Annotated in this window: 16 protein-coding genes; 7 read left to right on the forward strand and 9 right to left on the reverse strand. The window is 72.0% G+C overall.

The window, feature by feature from the left end; genetic code table 11:
- Positions 1-61: 61 nt before the first annotated feature.
- Together ACIQH8_RS01610 and ACIQH8_RS01615 are read right to left on the reverse strand one after the other, a co-directional pair.
- Entirely contained in the window at positions 62-1,495 is a 1,434-nt protein-coding gene (locus ACIQH8_RS01610; RefSeq protein ID WP_400993956.1) for a phosphomannomutase/phosphoglucomutase, read from the reverse strand.
- Positions 1,492-1,707 (reverse strand): DUF3499 family protein, encoded by a 216-nt coding sequence (locus ACIQH8_RS01615; protein WP_400993959.1) that lies wholly within the window; start codon positions 1,705-1,707, stop codon positions 1,492-1,494. The genes ACIQH8_RS01610 and ACIQH8_RS01615 overlap by 4 nt, the downstream gene beginning before the upstream one ends.
- A 45-nt stretch (positions 1,708-1,752) precedes the next feature.
- Here ACIQH8_RS01615 and ACIQH8_RS01620 point away from each other — a divergent pair, with 45 nt between their 5' ends.
- Positions 1,753-2,196: a hypothetical protein gene (locus ACIQH8_RS01620; protein ID WP_400993961.1), complete on the forward strand. Its 444-nt coding sequence runs from the start codon at positions 1,753-1,755 to the stop codon at positions 2,194-2,196.
- A gap of 46 nt (positions 2,197-2,242) precedes the next feature.
- Here ACIQH8_RS01620 and ACIQH8_RS01625 read toward each other — a convergent pair whose 3' ends face one another.
- From ACIQH8_RS01625 to ACIQH8_RS01645, 5 genes are all read right to left on the reverse strand, one after another.
- Complete coding sequence (locus tag ACIQH8_RS01625; protein ID WP_400993963.1) at positions 2,243-3,664, reverse strand: DUF5719 family protein; 1,422 nt, start codon at positions 3,662-3,664, stop codon at positions 2,243-2,245.
- A gap of 1 nt (position 3,665) precedes the next feature.
- Positions 3,666-6,689 (reverse strand): glycosyltransferase family 2 protein, encoded by a 3,024-nt coding sequence (locus tag ACIQH8_RS01630; RefSeq protein ID WP_400993965.1) that lies wholly within the window; start codon positions 6,687-6,689, stop codon positions 3,666-3,668.
- Between the two features lie 86 nt (positions 6,690-6,775).
- A complete protein-coding gene (locus tag ACIQH8_RS01635) occupies positions 6,776-7,096 on the reverse strand; it encodes a WhiB family transcriptional regulator (RefSeq protein ID WP_400993968.1) in 321 nt (106 codons plus the stop codon).
- A gap of 164 nt (positions 7,097-7,260) precedes the next feature.
- The gene (gene galE / locus ACIQH8_RS01640; RefSeq protein WP_400993971.1) at positions 7,261-8,229 is read right to left on the reverse strand and encodes a UDP-glucose 4-epimerase GalE; all 969 of its coding nucleotides are present in this window, start codon (positions 8,227-8,229) and stop codon (positions 7,261-7,263) included.
- A gap of 55 nt (positions 8,230-8,284) precedes the next feature.
- A complete protein-coding gene (locus ACIQH8_RS01645) occupies positions 8,285-8,434 on the reverse strand; it encodes a hypothetical protein (protein ID WP_155051933.1) in 150 nt (49 codons plus the stop codon).
- A gap of 119 nt (positions 8,435-8,553) precedes the next feature.
- Between ACIQH8_RS01645 and ACIQH8_RS01650 the strand changes: the two genes are divergently transcribed.
- Positions 8,554-9,510, forward strand: coding sequence for a GlxA family transcriptional regulator (locus ACIQH8_RS01650; protein ID WP_400993974.1), 957 nt, complete (start codon positions 8,554-8,556; stop codon positions 9,508-9,510).
- A 73-nt stretch (positions 9,511-9,583) separates the two neighbouring features.
- Here ACIQH8_RS01650 and manA read toward each other — a convergent pair whose 3' ends face one another.
- Positions 9,584-10,828, reverse strand: coding sequence for a mannose-6-phosphate isomerase, class I (gene manA / locus ACIQH8_RS01655; RefSeq protein WP_400993977.1), 1,245 nt, complete (start codon positions 10,826-10,828; stop codon positions 9,584-9,586).
- 107 nt (positions 10,829-10,935) lie between these two features.
- On the opposite strand from manA, the gene ACIQH8_RS01660 reads away from it, so the two are divergent.
- Positions 10,936-12,114 (forward strand): acyl-CoA dehydrogenase family protein, encoded by a 1,179-nt coding sequence (locus tag ACIQH8_RS01660; RefSeq protein ID WP_400993980.1) that lies wholly within the window; start codon positions 10,936-10,938, stop codon positions 12,112-12,114.
- Between the two features lie 51 nt (positions 12,115-12,165).
- Here the strand turns inward: ACIQH8_RS01660 and ACIQH8_RS01665 are convergent, their stop codons facing one another.
- Positions 12,166-13,467, reverse strand: coding sequence for a UDP-glucose dehydrogenase family protein (locus ACIQH8_RS01665; RefSeq protein WP_400993982.1), 1,302 nt, complete (start codon positions 13,465-13,467; stop codon positions 12,166-12,168).
- 101 nt (positions 13,468-13,568) lie between these two features.
- Between ACIQH8_RS01665 and ACIQH8_RS01670 the strand changes: the two genes are divergently transcribed.
- The 4 genes from ACIQH8_RS01670 (at position 13,569) to ACIQH8_RS01685 (ending at position 17,853) form a co-directional block, all read left to right on the forward strand.
- Positions 13,569-14,927: an O-antigen ligase family protein gene (locus tag ACIQH8_RS01670; RefSeq protein ID WP_400993984.1), complete on the forward strand. Its 1,359-nt coding sequence runs from the start codon at positions 13,569-13,571 to the stop codon at positions 14,925-14,927.
- Entirely contained in the window at positions 14,924-16,180 is a 1,257-nt protein-coding gene (locus tag ACIQH8_RS01675) for an O-antigen ligase family protein (protein ID WP_400993986.1), read from the forward strand. The genes ACIQH8_RS01670 and ACIQH8_RS01675 overlap by 4 nt, the downstream gene beginning before the upstream one ends.
- A 70-nt stretch (positions 16,181-16,250) precedes the next feature.
- Positions 16,251-17,123, forward strand: coding sequence for an ABC transporter permease (locus ACIQH8_RS01680; protein ID WP_400993987.1), 873 nt, complete (start codon positions 16,251-16,253; stop codon positions 17,121-17,123).
- Positions 17,107-17,853 carry an ABC transporter ATP-binding protein gene (locus tag ACIQH8_RS01685; RefSeq protein WP_400993989.1) on the forward strand — a complete coding sequence of 249 codons (747 nt, stop codon included), beginning with the start codon at positions 17,107-17,109 and terminating at the stop codon, positions 17,851-17,853. Before ACIQH8_RS01680 ends, ACIQH8_RS01685 begins: the two co-directional genes overlap by 17 nt.
- Positions 17,854-17,870: the final 17 nt, after the last annotated feature.

Here is a 17,870-nt window from a genome sequence, read left to right on the forward strand (position 1 = left end):
GGCGGATCGTATATCCGCAGCGATGAACGGGGCCGATGCTGCCGACCGGCGGAACCGCCGCTCAGGCGCGGATGAGCGCGAGCACCTCGTCGCGGATCGCGGTCATGGTCGCGACGTCCTCGCCCTCGACGTTGAGGCGCAGCAGGGGCTCCGTGTTCGACGGCCGCACGTTGAACCACCAGAACGGCTCGTCCTCCGCGGTGACGCCGGTCGCCGTGAGTCCGTCGAGCTCGTCGAACTCGACCCGGCCGGTGAACGCCTCGACGATGCGCGTGTACGCCGCCGGCACGTCGGCGACGGTCGAGTTGATCTCGCCCGAGAGCGCGTACGGCGTGAAGCGGTCGGCGAGCACCGAGAGCGGCGCCTCCTGCGAGCCGAACTCTGCGAGCAGGTGCATCGCGGCGAGCATGCCGTTGTCGGCACCCCAGAAGTCGCGGAAGTAGTAGTGCGCCGAGTGCTCGCCGCCGAAGACCGCGCCGGTTTCGGCCATGCGGTCCTTGATGAGCGAGTGGCCGACTCGTGTGCGCACGGGCACGGCGCCGACGGCCTCGATCGTCTCCGGCACGAAGCGCGAGGTGATGAGGTTGTGGATGACGGTCGGCTCGGCCTCGCCGAGCGCGCGCACGCGCATGATCTCGCGGAGCGCCACGATCGCGGCGACGGCCGACGGGTCGACCGCCTCGCCGCGCTCGTCGACCACGAAGCAGCGGTCGGCGTCGCCGTCGAAGGCGAGGCCGAGGTCGGCTTCGTGCTCGCGCACCGCGCGCTGCAGGTCGACGAGGTTCGCCGGGTCGAGCGGGTTCGCCTCGTGGTTCGGGAAGGTGCCGTCGAGCTCGAAGTACAACGGCACGATCTCGAGCGGGAGCGCGGGCAGGCCGGCCGCCTCGCCGAGGACGGCCGGGACGGTGAGCCCGCCCATGCCGTTGCCGGCATCGACGACGACCTTGAGCGGGCGGATGCCGCCGAGGTCGACGAGCGTCCGGAGGTGCCGGGCGTAGTCGGCGAGCACGTCCACGCGCGCGATCCGGCCGGACTCGGGCACGGCCGGGATCCCGGAGTCGAGGTAGTCGGCGGCCCGGTCCCGGATCGCCGCGAGCCCCGTGTCGAGCGAGATGCCCTGGGCGCCCGCGCGCGAGAACTTGATGCCGTTGTAGGCGGCCGGGTTGTGGCTCGCGGTGAACATCGCGGCGGGCGCGCGGAGCGAGCCCGACGCGAAGTAGCTCTCGTCGGTCGAGCAGAGCCCGATCGCGACGACGTCGGCACCGCGCGCCACGGCTCCGCGGGCGAACGCCTCGGCGAATCCCGGCGAGGAGTCGCGCATGTCGTGCCCCACCGCGACGCGATCGCCGGCGGCGCCGACCTCGTCCACGAACGCGGCGCCGAGCGCCTCGACGACCTCTTCGGTGAGCGCGTCGCCGACGATGCCGCGGACGTCGTAGGCCTTCACGATCGTTTCGAGGCGCGCGCGAGCGCCCGTGTTCGCGGGGGGATTCATGCGGTGAACCCTACCTCACCGAGGGTGACGTGCCGGATGATCTGCCAGCCGCGCGGAGCGGACGTGCGCTCGGCGTGCCGGGCGCACAGGTCGTACGAGTGCGGCTCGCGCGTGAATGCGAGCGGGCCGAGCACTGCCAGCGAATCGGCGTAGTCGTACGTCAGGGTCGCGACCGCCTCTGCGGTGCATGCGGTGCGCGAACAACGTCTCATGGCGACCCCAGCGTAGCGATCCGAGCGCCCACTACGATGGAGGTCATGCCCCGTTCCCGCCGTGTCGCCGCGACGCCGGCGTCGCGCAGGCGCCTCTCGCGCGACCGCCACGGCCGGGGCATGCGCTCCCCGGTGACCGGCCCCCACCTGCCGCCGCTCCGGACGCGCATCGACGAGTTCGATGTCACGCTCGCCTCGACGGCCGCCTACCTGCGTGGGCTCTGGCCCGAGCTCGAGGGGGTCTCCTTCCAGGTCGCCGATGCACCCGCCGAGGCGATCCACGACGACCACGTCGATCGGTGGCAGGTGCATCACGACGAGCGGCGCATCGTCTTCTTCCGTCTGCCGATCGTCCGCTTCCTCCGCACCCAGGAGGGGGAGGAGAAGGACGAGAAGCTCCTCGTCGAGAGCTGCGTGTTCCGTGCCGTCGCGGAGTTCCTCGGTCGCGACCCGTGGGAGCTCGCACCGGGCCGATACCGGCACCTCTGACGTGCTCCCTGTGCGGCGAACGCGGCCGCGCAGGCGTCACGCCGCCCTATTGCGGGAACACGCGCACCGGGCTGTCGAGCGGGCCGGGCGGCGCGACCGGGATCGAGGCGATCGCGTCGTCCCCCTCGAAGGTGACCGCCGCGTGCAGTCCGTCGACGCCGTCCAGCATGACCCGGTCGCCGCCCTGCACGGCGACGGATGCCGCGCCACCGGCCGGGACCGGAACCGTGCGCTCGCCGCCGCCGATCGTGACCGTCGCGGTCACGGCCTCGCCGCCCGGATTCGCGAGCACGATGCTCGCGCCGGGTCCGTCGGGGACCGCGACGGCGGCGCGGTCGAGCAGGGCGCCGGTCGCGACGGACCAGGCGAGGTCGGCGAGGAGCGGGTCCTCCCCCTCACCGAGGAGCGTCGATCGGACGGCCGCCACGACGGGGGCGTCCGCGGTGATGACGACCGTGTACGAGCCCGGGTCGAGCGTGCCGAGCGGGAGGTCGGTCGCCTGGCCCGCGGCGAGCGTGACGTCGATCTCCGAGACCGCGGTGCCGGCATCGTCGCGGACCTCCACGACCGCTGAGGCTTCGGCGTCGTCGGGCGCGAACAGGCGGAGCGCCGGGTAGTCGTCGCCGTCGGCGTGGTCCTCGTCGGGAGCGACCCCCCGGTCGTCGGTCACGACGACGCCCGGCACGACCTGCCGGGTCGCGGGCGGCGCGACCGGCGTCGACAGCTCGACGCCCGCGGGCTCGAGGCCGAGCACGACCGAGTGCTGCAGCGCCGCTGCGATCGGCGCGCCCGTGCTGGAGACGTGGACGACGGGCGTGCGCACGCTCGGCGCGAGCCCGGCGAGCGAGACGATGCGTTGGCTGCCCGGCGGGACCACGATGCCGAGGCCCGAGGGCGCGTCGACCGGCCCGGTCTCCCCGACGACGCGGAGGTCGACCGTCGAGGCGACCTCGCCCGGGTTGGCGAGCAGCACGAGGCCCGACCGTCCGACGTCCGTGGCACCGGCGAGCAGCCACGAATCGGAGGCCGGCTCGACGCAGGATGCCGCGGCGAATCCACGGAGCGTCTCGGTGGCTGCGGCCTGCGACTGGGCGCCCCCGAGCATTCCCGCGAGCACTGCTCCGGGCTCCGCGGAGATCGCGACCGGTCCGCCGTCCGCTGACGCGGCCGCGTTGTCGGGCGCGTCGAGCGGGACCTGCTCGATCGTGGCGGTCTCGGGGTCGGCCGCGATCGTGAGGTCGGGCGCGCCGATCGAGCGCGCGGTCGTGGCAGAGGCGGCGTCGTCAGCGAGCGAGAGCAGCGGTCCCGGGCAGACCCGGAGCTGCCGGCTCTCCGCGGGTTGGACGACCGTCGACGGCGGTTCGGCCGACACCTCGGGCAGGGGGGCGGCGGATGTCGCGACCAGGGCGACGGCGGCGACGCCACCGGCGACCACGACCGCGACGCCTCGCACGACCCATCGGATCACGTCACGCCTCGTCGGCACGGCGACCACCTCCCTCATCGCCGCCGCGCTCGTGCCCGCCGGCATCGACGGCCGCCCGTGGATCCGACGACGCGCGGCCCCGATCAACGGGCTCGTCGCGGGCCTCCGTGTCGGCCGGCGTCTCATCAGTCGTCGCCCGGCCGGGTGCGGCGGCATCCTTCGCGGTCTCGTCGACCGCGGCCTCCACCGGACGGCGACGCCGACGGCGCGCCGACGGCGGTCGCCGGTCGGGCTCGCGCCCGCCGCCCGTCGGGATCGACAGCAGGAGCGCGGCGCCGACGACCACGAGCTGGCCGGCGACGACCCACCCGGCGACGGGGCCCGCGTCCGGGATCCGAGCGCCCGGCGCGTCCGGTTCGGCGTCGACGAATCGCCAGATCGGCCCGAAGTCGGTCTCGCCGGTCGCGACGACCTGCGGATTCCCGTCGAGGGCCGCTCGAGCGCGTTCGTGGACCGCGTTCGCGGCCGGGTCGGCGGGGGCGGGCTCGCCGAGCAGGACGAACGACAGCCCGAACTCCTCGACCGCGTCCGTCGCGTCGTAGCCGCTGCGCGAGGCGAGGTTCCCGGCGAGCGTCGCGATCGACTCGGTCGTCGCGGTGAGGTCGCGCCGGGTCGAGGCGAGCGTCGACTGCTCGTCGAGCGTGGCTCCGGTGCCGCGTTCGATCGTCGCGCGGATGCCGCCGTCGGCGGTCGGTTGCATGCGCAGGGTGCCGACCCGCGGATCGGATCCCGCCTCGGCCTCGACGAACGCCGGCAGGGTCCGCTCCGGCGCCGGCCCGACGGCGGTGCGGCCGAGCGCGATCGCCGCGATCGTCGGCGCCACGGCGACGATGCCGAACACCGCGACGAGCGTCGCGGCCGCTGCCGCCCCCCGGCGGAGGGTGCTGAGGGCGAGGATCGCCGCGGCGAGGAGTCCCAGCCACATCACGCTGATGCCCGCCCCCGCCCAGACCGGAACGGTCCGCTCTCCCGAGAACGCCACGTGCACCAGCGTCGCTCCGACGCCGGTCGCGAAGCCCGCCGCTGCGAGGGCGAGGGCGAGCAGTCCGCCCCGCAGACGGCGCGAGCCGACGACGGCGATCGCGGCGATCGCCAGCGGAGCGAGCAGGACCGCGAGCAGGATCGGGGGTGGCACGACCTCCGGGACGAGCCCGCCGAACACCTCCTCCCACCTGCCCCACGTCCCGTTCGCCTGGCCGAGCGCGATCTGCACGATCGTCGGCTCGCCGGCGCCGTGCGGGAGGCCCGGGTCCGCCAGGAGCGACAGCGGCGCGCCGCGCATCACCTGCTGGACGACCAGCGGGAGGGCGAGGGCGAGGGCCGGCAGCGGGATGCCGACGAGCCGCACGGCGGCACGTCCGCTGAGCGGCAGCGCGACGAGCCATGCGAGCAGGAGGGCCGGTGCGAGCACCGGGGCGCACGCGACGATCGCGGCGAAGACCAGGGACGCGGCCGCTGCGGCCGCCCACGAGGTCCCGGCCGCGAACATGAGTACGGCGAGCCACGGCAGCAGTATGTGAACGAGCACGGCGGCCGGACGACCTGCGGCGAGCGCGTCGAGCAGCGGCGGCGCGACCGCCCACGCGAGGCCGCCGAGCACGCGCAGCGACGCGCGCTCGGTGAGGCGCGACGCCGCGAACCAGCCACCGAGGCCCGACAGGGGGATGGCGACCAGCCACAGTCCGAGGAGGGCCGCGGACGGGTTCCAGAACGCCGCGCTTCCGAGGACCGCGAGCACCCCCGCGAACGGGTCGGCCGCGCCGACGAACCCGCCGCCGATGTCCCGCCACCCTGCCGCCGCGTTCCGCCAGAGCGCGGACACCTCGTCGGAGAGCGGCAGGAGCCCGCCGCCCGAGATCCCGCCGGACGCGAGCAGCGGCGCGAAGAGGACGATCGACAGCACGAGAGTGGCGAGCAGGATCCATCCGCCGCCGGTCTGGAGGAACTGCAGGTCGTCGGCGCGCCCGCGTGCGCGCTGTCGCCGCGCCTCGGCGGCCTGCTGCCGGCGCGCGCGCACCTCATCGGACCGGATGCGCAGAGGTGCGAGCGTGGACCACTTCGCGGTCCTGACCCGGGCGATGCTCCGCCTGGAGTGGAGGGTGCGCCGGGGAGTGGACATGACCTCCACCGCCGCGGCGAACTCGCCCGGGATCGATCCGGGGGTCTTCACGAGCAGGTGGCGCACCGACCTCAGCACCGCGATCGGGAGCAGCGCGAGCCAGTGCAGCGGGACGAGGACCGCCGGCGCCGAGGCGAGGCGCCGGTGCAGCTGGGCCGTCCGCGCGGCGCGCGCGCGGCGACGAGCGCCGCGCCCGCCTGCCTCGGAGCCGGGGCCGGCGACGCCGGTGTCGCCGAAGCGCAGCACGGCCTCGGGGACGGCGACCACGCGGTGCCCGGCCAGGCGGGCGCGCACGCCGAGGTCGAGGCCGTCGTCGATCACGGGCAGCGCCGGGTCGAGGCCGCCGAGCTCTCGCCACACCGCGTGGCGCACGAGCAGCCCGGCCGGGTCGGCTCCGAGGACGTCGGAGAGGTCGTCGTGTTGCCCCTGGTCGAGTTCGTCCTCGACGATCGCCATGCTCCGGCCGGCCCGGGTGACCGAGCGGCCGAACCGGACGATGCGCCGCGGATCGTCCCAGTCCACGAGCTTCGGGGCGGCGACCGCGGCCGTGCGGGCGTTCTCGAGCGCCGCCACCAGCGAGGAGAGCGCCGTCGGCTCGGGGGCGGAGTCCTCCGTCAGCAGCCAGAGCGAGGACCGGTCGTCCCCGGGCTCGGGCAGGGCCTGCTCGACGGCGGCGACCGCGGCGCCGAACGGCTGCGGTGCGCCGAGCGAGACGACGTGCGAGGGTCGCTGCGCCTCGACCAGACGGCGGGTGGGGTCGTCGGCGTCCATGAGGACGACGGCGAGATCGTCGGGCGGGCGCGTCTGCGATCGCAGCGCGTCGAGCGTGGTGCGGAGCCGTTCGCCGCCGTGCTGCACGACGAGGACGGCGGTGACTCTGGGGAACATCGGGGACAGCCTAGGCGGCTGCCCCCGTGGCATCCGTCAGCGCAGCGGGCGTGCCGTGGAGCACGCCCCGGCACTCGTCGAGACGCTCAGCCCGCCTGGCGACGCAGCTTGCGGCGCTCGCGCTCGGAGAGCCCGCCCCAGATGCCGAACCGTTCGTCGTTCGCGAGGGCGTACTCGAGGCATTCGGACCGGACCTCGCAGCCCGTGCAGATGCGCTTTGCGTCGCGCGTGGAACCGCCCTTCTCGGGGAAGAACGCCTCCGGATCGGTCTGCGCGCACAGCGCATCGGTCTGCCACGCCAGTTGGTTGTCGTCGTCTGCGAGCCCGCGAACCCCCGGTACGCCGAGCCTCACGGGGTCGACGAACCAATCCTCAGGTACCCCAGAACGATATTCAGGCTTGCCCATATCGTCTCCCACCCAGTTGTACCGACATCCCCGAAGGGTGTGTCTCACCAATTACATCGGTGTAATTCGGTGGCGTCAAGTCGCGGACGGAGAACCCTCAATACCTCCTCGAGGCTTGACAACCGGCGCGACACGCTGGATGCGTTCCCGAGTCGTGATCGGGCTCAGTCGACGGATGCCGCGCGGCGGGCCGACCAGGCGCTCGCGACCATCTCGCGCAGCGAGTGCCGCATGCGCCAGTCGAGGTCGCGTGCCGCGAGCTCGCCGGAGGCGACGATGCGGGCGGGGTCGCCGGGGCGACGCGGTGCGATCTCGGGCGTGAAGTCGATGCCGGTCACCCCGGCCACCTCGCGCATGATCTCGCCGACCGAGACCCCGTCACCCGAGCCGAGGTTGTAGACGGGCTCGATCGACTCGCCGGCGTCGAGGCGGCGAGCCGCAGCCACATGCGCGTCGGCGAGGTCGGCGACGTGGATGTAGTCGCGCACGCACGTGCCGTCGGGCGTCGGGTAGTCGTCGCCGTTGATGCGGGGCGTGCGCTCCTCGAGGAGCGCATCGAAGACGAGCGGGAAGAGGTTGTGCGGGCTGGGGTCGAACACCTCGTCGGTGCCCGAGCCGACCACGTTGAAGTAGCGCAGCGACGTGTGGCGCAGTCCGGTCGCCCTCGCCTGGTCGGCGAGCAGCCATTCGCCGATGAGCTTCGACTCGCCGTATGGCGACTCGGGTCGCTTCGGCGTGTCCTCGGTCACGAGGTCGACGTCAGGCGTGCCGTAGACCGCGGCGCTGGACGAGAAGACGATGCGCTCGACCCCGCTCGCCGCCATCGCGCCGAGCAGCCGCGCGGTGCCCGTGACGTTCTGCTCGTAGGTGTGCAGCGGACGCTGCACCGAGACCCCGGCGTACTTGAAGCCCGCGAGATGGACCACGCCCTCGACGTCGTGCGCCTGCATCGTGTCCTCGAGCAGCGCGCCGTCGAGGATCGATCCGTGGACGAACGGCGATCCGTCGGGCACGAACGTCCTCCGACCCGAGGAGAGGTCGTCGACGACGACCGTGTCGATGCCCTGGGCCCGGAACGCCCGCACGACGTGCGCTCCGATGTACCCCGCTCCCCCGGTGACCAGCCAGCTCATGTCCCGCCTTCCGCCGCCGGCTCCTCCGGCGTCGTGACGATGCTAGCGGTCGGGGTCAGGCGCGGCGGAGCGGAGCCCGGTCGACGTGACGCACGCGGTCGCGGATCTCAGGTCGGCCGTAGCCGTCCGAGTCGAGGCGGAGCAGCGTCGCGACGACGCCCCACACCGCGAGGCCGGCGAAGATCAGCAGCACGATGATGTCCATGGCAGAAATTCTGCGCCTTGCAAGATCCTGCCGACAGTGGCAGACTCGCCAGTGATCGACACATTCCTGCCACCTTGGCGACCGCATCGCGCCCGCCCGGCGGCATTCGAGGAGGATCCGTGCTCCACTCCATCGCCTGCATCGCCGTTCCCCAGATGGCACCCTTCGAGTTCGGCGTCATCTGCGAGGTCTTCGGCATCGACCGGTCCGAGCAGGGCGGCCCCACGTTCGACTTCCACGTCGTGGCCGCCGAGCCCGGGCCGATCTCCACGAAGCTCGGCTTCGACGTCGTCGTGCACGAGGGTCTCGACGCGGCCGAGACCGCCGACCTCGTCGCCGTGCCCGCATCGCTCATCGACGAGCCGGCGCATCCCGAGGTCCTCCGCGTCATCCGCGAGGCGGTCGACCGCGGCGCCTGGGTCCTGAGCGTCTGCTCGGGCGCATTCACCCTGGGCCGTGCCGGCGTGCTCGACGGGCGCCGCGCCACCACGCACTGGATGTACACCGACCGCATGGCCGAGATGTTCCCCGACACCGAGGTCGACCCCGACGTGCTCTTCGTGCAGGACGGCAAGGTCGTCACGGGTGCGGGCACCGCCGCCGGGATCGACGCCGCGCTGCACATCGTGCGCACCGAGCTCGGCGCGAGCGCCGCGAACATCATCGCCCGCCGCATGGTCGTGCCGCCACAGCGCGACGGCGGTCAGTCGCAGTTCATCCAGACCCCGGTCGTCGAGGCACGGAGCGACTCGTTCGCCCTCGTCACCGAGTGGATGCTCGAGCACCTCGACGAGGACCTCACGGTCGACCGCCTCGCCCGCAAGGCGCTCATGTCGCCCCGGACGTTCGCCCGCAGGTTCCGCGCCGAGACCGGCACGACGCCGAACGCGTGGCTCAACCGCCAGCGCCTCCTCCGCGCGCAGCAGCTCCTGGAGGAGACCGACTTCACGCTCGAGGAGATCGCGCGCGAGACGGGATTCGGTGCTGCGGCCGTCATGCGCCACCACTTCGTGAAGACGCTGCAGACGACGCCGACGCAGTACCGCCGGGTGTTCGGTCCGCGGCAGGTCGGCTGACGGCGAGCGGACGCCGCGGCATCCGCTCACGCCATCGACGCCCGGGATCGGGCGGGCGCTCAGCTCCCGCCGCTCACGCCGCCGATGCCGGCGCGGTCGCCACCCAGGCGATCCCGCTTCCGGCGAAGGAGAGCGACGCCTCGTCGGGCGAGACGAAGGCGGCCTCCCCGCGTGCGATCGAGATGGAGCCGTGGGCGCCGGCGACCTCGACGGCGTCGCCCTCGGCGAGCACGATCGCGGGGCCCGTGAGCGTGACGCGCGCCGCGGCATCCGCCCCCTCGACGCGGACGAGCGTGAAGTCGGGCACGGGCGGGCGGTACTCCAGGATGCCGGAGGCCGCCTCGATCGGCGCGAGCAGCGGCGGCGCGATCGGGCGGAAGTCGAGCACCTCGAGCAGCTCGGGCACGTCGATGTGCTTCGGCGTCAGGCCACCGCGCAGCACGTTGTCGCTCGCGGCCATGAGTTCGATGCCGAGCCCCGAGAGGTACGCGTGGATGTTGCCGGCGTCGAGGAAGAGCGCCTCGCCGCGCCGGAGCGTCACGCGGTTGAGCAGCAGCGAGATGACGATGCCGGGGTCGCCGGGGTACTCGTCGGCCAGGTCGAGCACCGTCCGGAACGAGGCGGCATACGCCGAGGAGCGCGCCTCCTCGCTCGCGGCGAGCGCGGTCACCCGTTCGATGAGCCACGCCGCCTCGCCGCTGTCCCCGCCGCGGCCGTCGACGAGGAGCCACGCGACGCTCTCGCGCAGGCCGTCGGGCGCGTCCAGGCGCGAGCCCAGCAGATCGAGTGCGCCCGGCTGCGGCTCGGCCGAGGCGGCATCCGCTGCACGCAGCGTCTCGACCACCCCGCGAACCTCCTCCGACGGACGGAAGCCCGACAGCGCCTCGAAGCGCTCGCTCACGGCGACGATGAGCTCGGGCTTGGCGAAGGGGTCCTTGTAGTTGCGGTCGAACGCGTCGATCGGCACGCCCTCCGCCTCCTCGCGGCCGAAGCCGATCCGCGCCTGGTCGGGCGTCGGGTGGGCCTGCAATGAGAGCGGGCGAGCGGCGGCGAGCACCTTGAGCAGGAACGGCAGCCGGGCGCCCTCGCGTGCGTGCCGGGGCCCGAGGGCGAGGGCCGGATTCGCGGCGATGAGCTCGACGAGGTCGGCCGCCCCGGCCGCCTCCGCCTGCACCACCTCGGCGGGCGAGCCGGCGTGCGCGCCCAGCCAGAGCTCGGCCTCGGGCGATCCGCTCGGCTCCACCCCTCGGAACTCGGCGATCGCGGTGTGGGAACCCCACGCGTAGTCCTTGGGCGCGTTGCGGATCGCGACAAACATGCGGAGAGGGGTCCTTTCACGGTTTGGCCCCAAACTACCAAGCACTGCGTGCTCGTCCCGCCGCTGCCTAGGCTCAGCCCATCCCCCACGACGAATGAGGAGCCGTCATGTCCTTCGAGCCGCTCGCGAGCGACTTCTACTCGTACGCGTCCCTGCTGACCGACCGGGAGCGCGAGTCGCTCACGGCCCTCCGCACGTGGCTCGAGCGCGACGTGCGGCCGATCGTGAACGGCCACTGGGAGCGCGCGGAGTTCCCGATGGAGGTCGTGAAGCCGCTCGCCGAGCACGACGTGCTGTCGTACGCGTGGGACGAGGCGAAGCCGTTCGAGAACTCGGCCGTGTTCCGCGGCTTCGTGGCGCTCGAACTCGCGCGCGTCGACGCGTCGGTCGGCACGTTCGTCGGCGTGCAGAACGGTCTCGCGACCGGGTCGATCGCGGTCGCCGGCTCGGAGGAGCAGCGCCGCGAGTGGATCCCTCGGCTCGCGTCGGGCGAGGTCATCGGCGCGTTCGGTCTCACCGAGCCGCTATCCGGCTCCGACTCCGCGCGCGGCCTCCGCACCACCGCCCGACGCGAGGGCGACGAGTGGGTGCTGAACGGCGAGAAGCGCTGGATCGGCAACGCGACCTTCTCGGACATCACGATCATCTGGGCCAAGGACGAGGCCGACGGCCAGGTCAAGGGCTTCATCGTGCCCACCTCGACGCCCGGCTACGAGGCGACCAAGATCGAGGGCAAGATCAGCCTGCGGATCGTGCAGAACGCCGACATCACCCTCACCGACGTCCGCGTGCCCGAGTCGCTGCGCCTGCAGAAGGCGGACTCCTTCCGCGACACCGCCGCCGTGCTGCGCCAGACCCGCGCCGAGGTCGCCTGGGCGGCGGTCGGCACCGCGATCGGCGCCTACGAGGCCGCGGTCCGCTATGCGACCGAGCGCGTGCAGTTCGGCAGGCCGATCGCGGCGCACCAGCTCGTCCAGGATCTGCTCGTGAAGTGCCTCGGCAACATCACGGCCTCACTCGGCATGGTCGTCCGGGTGTCGGAGATGCAGGATCGCGGCGAGCAGCGCGACGAGCACTCCTCCCTCGCGAAGACGTACGCCACGGAGCGCATGCGCGAAACGGTCGGCTGGGCACGCGAGGTGTGCGGCGGCAACGGCATCGTCCTCGACTACGACGTCGCCCGGTTCTTCGCCGACGCCGAGGCGCTCTACTCCTACGAGGGCACGCGCGAGATGAACACCCTCATCGTCGGCCGCGCCATCACGGGCGAAGCCGCCTTCGTCTGAGCGGCGCCCGATGACGGATGCCGCGGGGCGCGCCGCCCCGCGGCATCCGCGTCAGGACCGGCCGAGTCCGCGGTAGACGAATCCGGCTTCGCGCCATGCGACGGGATCGAGCACGTTGCGCGCGTCGATCACGCGTGCCGTCTCCATCAGCTTCGCGACGTGCTCCGGGTCGAGGTCGCGGTATTCGGACCATTCGGTCACGAGGACGACGAGTTCCGCGTCCTCCAGTGCGTCCTGTGCGGTGTCGACGTACTCCAGCTGCGGGTGTCGCAGCCGTGCGTTCTCGATGCCCTCCGGATCGGTGGCGCGGACTCGCGCGCCCAGTCCGTGGAGTCGCGCCGCCACGTCGAGGGCCGGTGAATCGCGCGTGTCGTCCGAATCCGGCTTGAAGGTCAGCCCGAGCACGGCGATCCGGCGCTCGAACACGGGTCCGCCGAGCAGTTCGACGGCCAGCTCGACGGCTCTCTCGCGCCTGCGGAGATTGATCGCGTCGACCTGGCGCAGGAACGCGACGGACTCCGCTCGGCCGAGTTCCTCCGCGCGGGCCGTGAACGCGCGGATGTCCTTCGGCAGGCACCCGCCCCCGAACCCGATCCCCGCGTTCAGGAACCGACGCCCGATGCGGGCGTCGTGGCCGATCGCATCGGCCAGCGTCGTCACGTCCGCCCCGGTCGCCTCCGCGATCTCCGCCATCGCGTTGATGAAGCTGATCTTCGTCGCGAGGAAGGCGTTCGCTGCGGTCTTCACGAGTTCGGCGGTCGCGAAGTCGGTCACGATGCGTGGCGTGCCGGTGTCGAGGATCCGGGCGTAGACCTCGTCGAGCAGCTCGGTCGCGCGCTCATCGGCGACGCCGTACACCAGGCGGTCCGGGGTGAGCGTGTCGGCGACGGCGAACCCCTCGCGGAGGAACTCCGGGTTCCACGCGAGGATCGCCTGCGACCCGAGGCGCTCCAGCCGACCGAGGAGCTCGGCCGCCGTGCCCACGGGCACCGTGCTCTTGCCGACGATGAGCGAACCGGGCGCCGCGACCCCGGCGAGCGCGTCGACGGCTCCGCGCACGAATCGCAGGTCGGCTCCGTCGGAGTTCGGCAGTTGCGGGGTGCCCACCGCGACGAAGTGCACCTCGGCGCCCGCCGCGTCGCGGATGTCGGTCGAGAAGCGGAGCCGCCCGGAACCGATGGACTCGACGAGCAGCTCGGGAAGTCCGGGTTCGAAGAACGGCGCGACACCGGATGCGAGCTTCTCGACCTTGGCGGCATCCGTGTCGACGCCCACCACGTCATGGCCGAGCTTGGCCATCGCGGCGGCGTGCACCGCGCCCAGGTACCCGCATCCGATCACCGAGATCCTCATGTCGCTCCTGTCGTCGATCCCGGCCATTCTCTCCGAGATCGGTGGAACGGAATCGACTTCGACGTGAAGAGCGGCGAGTCCGGGCGGTTAGCCTTGTTCGCATGAGCATCGGACGACGCCGCGCGCTCGAGGCTGCGTATGCGACGTTCGCACTGTTCACGTTGATCGCCGGCCAGTTCTGGCGCAACCTCCTCGGCTGGTGGGGATTCGGCGCGATCGCGCTCATCGTGCTCGTCGGGGCGGTCTGGCTGTGGGTCTCCCTCCGCCCCGAGGTCCCCTGGCGCCGCGTGCCGAAGTCGACGATCGCGTTCCTGCTCGTCGCGACGCTGTCGATCATCTGGTCGAACTACCCCGCCTCGAGCGCCCTGGGCCTGGCCATCCTCGTCGCCACGACGTTCACCGGGATCTCCCTCGCCCTGAGCCTCGGCTGGCACGGCTTCCTCCGCGCCCTCTCGTCGGCCCTCAAGTGGGTCCTCGCGTTGTCGCTGCTCTTCGAGCTCTGGGTCGCGGTGTTCGTGCGCGAACCACTGCTGCCGAACTTCGTCGACTACGGCGACGAGAAGGTCCCGATGGCGTTCTACTGGTCGCGGGCGCTGCTGTTCGACGGCGGTCCGATCGAGGGCATCGTCGCCAGCCGCAACCTCCTCGCCATGGCCGCCCTCCTCGCGCTGATCGTGTGGGGCTGCATGCTCGCCAGCGGCGGCATGCGGCGGGCGCAGGGCATCGGATGGCTGGTCGTCGCCGGTCTCACGTTCGTCCTGACCCGCTCCGCCACCGTCATCCTCGTCTCGGTCCTCGTGCTCGCGGCGCTCGGATTCGCCCTGTGGGCCCGGCGGAGCGGGCCGGAGCACCGCCGACGCGTGTACACGACCGCGACGCTCGCGCTCGTGGCATCCGTCGGGCTGCTCGCGGTGTTCTGGAACGCGCTGCTCGACGTGTTCGGCAAGGGCGAGGACCTCACCGGCCGGATCGACATCTGGACCTCGGTGACCGGGCTCGCGAGCGAGCGCCCGGTGCTCGGCTGGGGGTGGATCGGGTACTGGATGCCGTGGGCGGATCCCTACGGCGGACTCGCCGTCCGGAACGGCGTCGAGTACCTGCAGGCGCACAACGCCTGGCTCGACGTCTGGATGCAGCTCGGGGTCGTCGGACTCATCGCGTTCGCCTCGATCGTCGCGGGCGCCCTCTGGCGGTCCTGGTTCCTCGCGGTCGACCGGCCTCGCGACCTGCGCGGCCGGCCCGTCGACTTCTCGGCGCTCGCCTTCGTCCCGTTGCTCGCGCTGGTCGCCCTCATCGGGCAGTCGCTCGCAGAGAGCCGGCTGCTCGTCGAGAGCGGATGGCTGCTGCTCATCGCCATCGCATGGGGCACCAAGCGGCGTCAGTGGTCCCCCGAGCCGCTCCCCCCGATGCCGCCCGCACGCCCGCCACGACGACACGCCCAGCCGGAGTCGCGTTCGTGAAGGACACGGTCCGAGAGTTCGCCGGCTCGGCGCGCTTCGCCCACGCCGTCACCGTGATGGCGATCGGACTCGCCTTCACCACGCACGCGGTGCGCTCCCTCGTCGGGTGGCCCGGTCTGATCGCCGCAATCGCCACGCTGCTCGTGCTCGCCGGCATGTCACTCGTGGCCAGGTGGCGCGCGGTCGAGTGGTACGGCATCCTGCCGCTGACGATCCTGGTGTTCGTCGGATGGTGCGGCGCCTCGGTGATCTGGTCGAGCAACCCCGGTGCGACGGTGCTCGGCGTCGGGTACCTCCTCGCCTTCGGCGTCATGGGCGTCTACGTCGCACTGATGCGCGACACCATCCAGATCGTGCGGGCGTTCGGCGACGTCATGCGGCTGCTGCTCGCCGTGTCCCTCGCACTCGAGGTGCTCTCCGGCATCCTGCTCGACCTGCCGATCGCGTTCCTCGGCATCCGTGGCGACCTCGCCTCGTTGGGGCCGATCCAGGGCCTGTTCGGCTCCCGCAACGTGCTCGGGTTCGTCGCCCTCGTCGCACTGCTGACGTTCATCATCGAGTGGCGCACGCGCAGCGTGCTGCGCGGTCGTGCCATCGCGTCGATGGTCCTCGCCGGCGCCGCGATCGCACTGTCGGGTTCGCCCACCACGTTCGTCGCCCTCGGCATCTGCCTGCTCGCGCTCGCCGCCCTGTACGGCCTCCGCCGGGTGCCCGCCGAGCACCGCTGGCGCGTGCAGGTCGCCCTGCTCGTCGGTGTCGTGGCGGCGCTCGTCGCCGGGTGGGTCCTGCGCCTCCGGATCATCGAGCTGCTCGACGCGCGCGCCGAGTTCGACGTCCGCCTGGAGGTCTGGCGCGAGGTGTCGAGGTATCTGGCCGCGAATCCCCTGCAGGGTTGGGGCTGGACCGGCCGCTGGACCGACGGCGCGCCGTACGTGTGGGTCGAACGGGCCGTCGGCCGCGACCTGGCGTCCGCGCTCAGCGCGTTCATCGACGCCTACTTCCAGGTCGGCGTGATCGGGGTGCTGTTGTTCGCGGCGCTGCTCGGCGTCGCGCTGGTGAGGTCGTGGCTGCTCGCATCGAACCGGCGGAGCGTCGTCTACCTCTGGCCCGCGCTGGTCCTCGTCGCGCTCGCCGTCACGAGCGTGGCGGAGAGCTTCGTGCTCCTCGAGGGGGGCTGGATGCTGCTCGTCGTGTGCGCTGTGAAGGCCGCCCGCGACATGAGCTGGCGGGACGCACTCGCCGCGGCGCGCTGAGCGGGGACCGCCCCGGCCCGACGGACCACGGAGCACGGGCCGCCGGCCACGGGCCAGTACACTCGTCCGAGTGAACCACCCCGCCCGCGCTGACGACCTCACCGGTTTCAGCACCCCGGGAAGCAGTCGCGGACTCCTGGACGTCGTCCGGTACCGGTACCTGCTCCGGCTCCTCATCCGCAAGGGAACGCAGACCCGCTATCACGGCTCGGTCCTCGGCTGGACCTGGTCGTACGTGAAGCCCGCGGCCCAGTTCGCCATCTTCTACGTGGTGATGGGCGTCTTCCTCGACCTCAATCGCGGGATCGCGAACTACCCGATCTACCTCTTCTCGGGGATCATCGTCATCAACCTCTTCAACGAGGCGTTCGGGAACGCGACGAAGTCGATCGTGAACAACCGGGCGCTGGTGAAGAAGATCTACCTCCCGCGCGAACTGTTCCCCGTCGCCGACGTGTTCATCGCGTTCGTGCACTTCCTGCCCCAGCTGGCGATCCTGCTCACGGTCCTCGTCGTGGTCGGCTGGGCGCCGACACTCGTCCAGGTGGCGGGAGCCGTCGTCGCGTTGGTCGTCGTGCTGGCGTTCGCGTTGGGGCTCGGCCTCTTCTTCGGGTCGCTGAACGTGTCGTTCCGCGACTCTCAGAACCTCGTCGAGATCATCCTGCTGTTCTCGACGTGGACCTCACCGGTGCTCTACTCGTTCGCGCTCGTCAGGGATAAGCTTCCCGCCTGGCTCTTCGACCTGTACATGGCCAATCCGTTGACCGTCGCCGTCGAGCTGTTCCACTCCGCGTTCTGGGCACCCACGACGATCGGGACCGCGGAGCGACCCGAACATCTCTGGGTGCTCGCCGCGATCGCCGCGATCGTCGTCTCGGCGACCATCGCAATCGGCCAGTTCGTCTTCCGCAGGCTGGAGGGCCGCTTTGCCCAGGATCTCTGAGGCCCGACCGGCCATCATCATCGAGGATGTCGCCAAGCACTTCACGCTGCGCCACACGCAGTCCTTCAAGGAGCTCTTCATCTCGTGGGTCAGACGAAAGCCGCTCACCAGCTCCTTCCAGGCACTCGACGGCATCGATCTCCGCGTCGCCGAGGGCGAGTCGGTCGCCCTGCTGGGGTACAACGGTTCCGGCAAATCGACGCTGTTGAAGCTCATCTCCGGCGTCCTGCGTCCGGACCGTGGTCGGATCCGCACCCGCGGGCGGGTGGCCGGGCTCATCGAGGTCGGCGCCGGATTCCATCCCGACCTGTCGGGCCGGGAGAACGTGTACCTCAATGCGGCCATCCTCGGAATGAGCCGTTCGGAGATCGACGCCCGGTTCGATGAGATCGTCGCGTTCTCCGAGATCGGCGAGTTCATCGACACCGAGGTCAAGCACTACTCCTCGGGCATGTTCGTCCGGCTCGCGTTCTCGGTCGCGATCCACACCGAGCTCGACATCCTCCTCGTCGACGAGGTCCTCGCGGTCGGCGACGCACCGTTCCGCGAGAAGTGCACGGCGAAGATCCGCGAGCTCGTCGCGGACGGGAAGACGATGTTCGTCGTCAGCCACGACCTCGGGATGGTGAGCGAGCTGTGCACGCGCGGCATCGTGATCCGACGTGGGAGCATGATCTTCGACGGGCCGGTCGACGAGGCCGTCGCGGCTCTGAAGGCGAGCAGCCGATAGGAGACAGGGGTGTCACC

It is taken from the genome of Agromyces sp. GXQ0307, from assembly GCF_044769845.1.
Lineage (GTDB): Bacteria > Actinomycetota > Actinomycetes > Actinomycetales > Microbacteriaceae > Agromyces.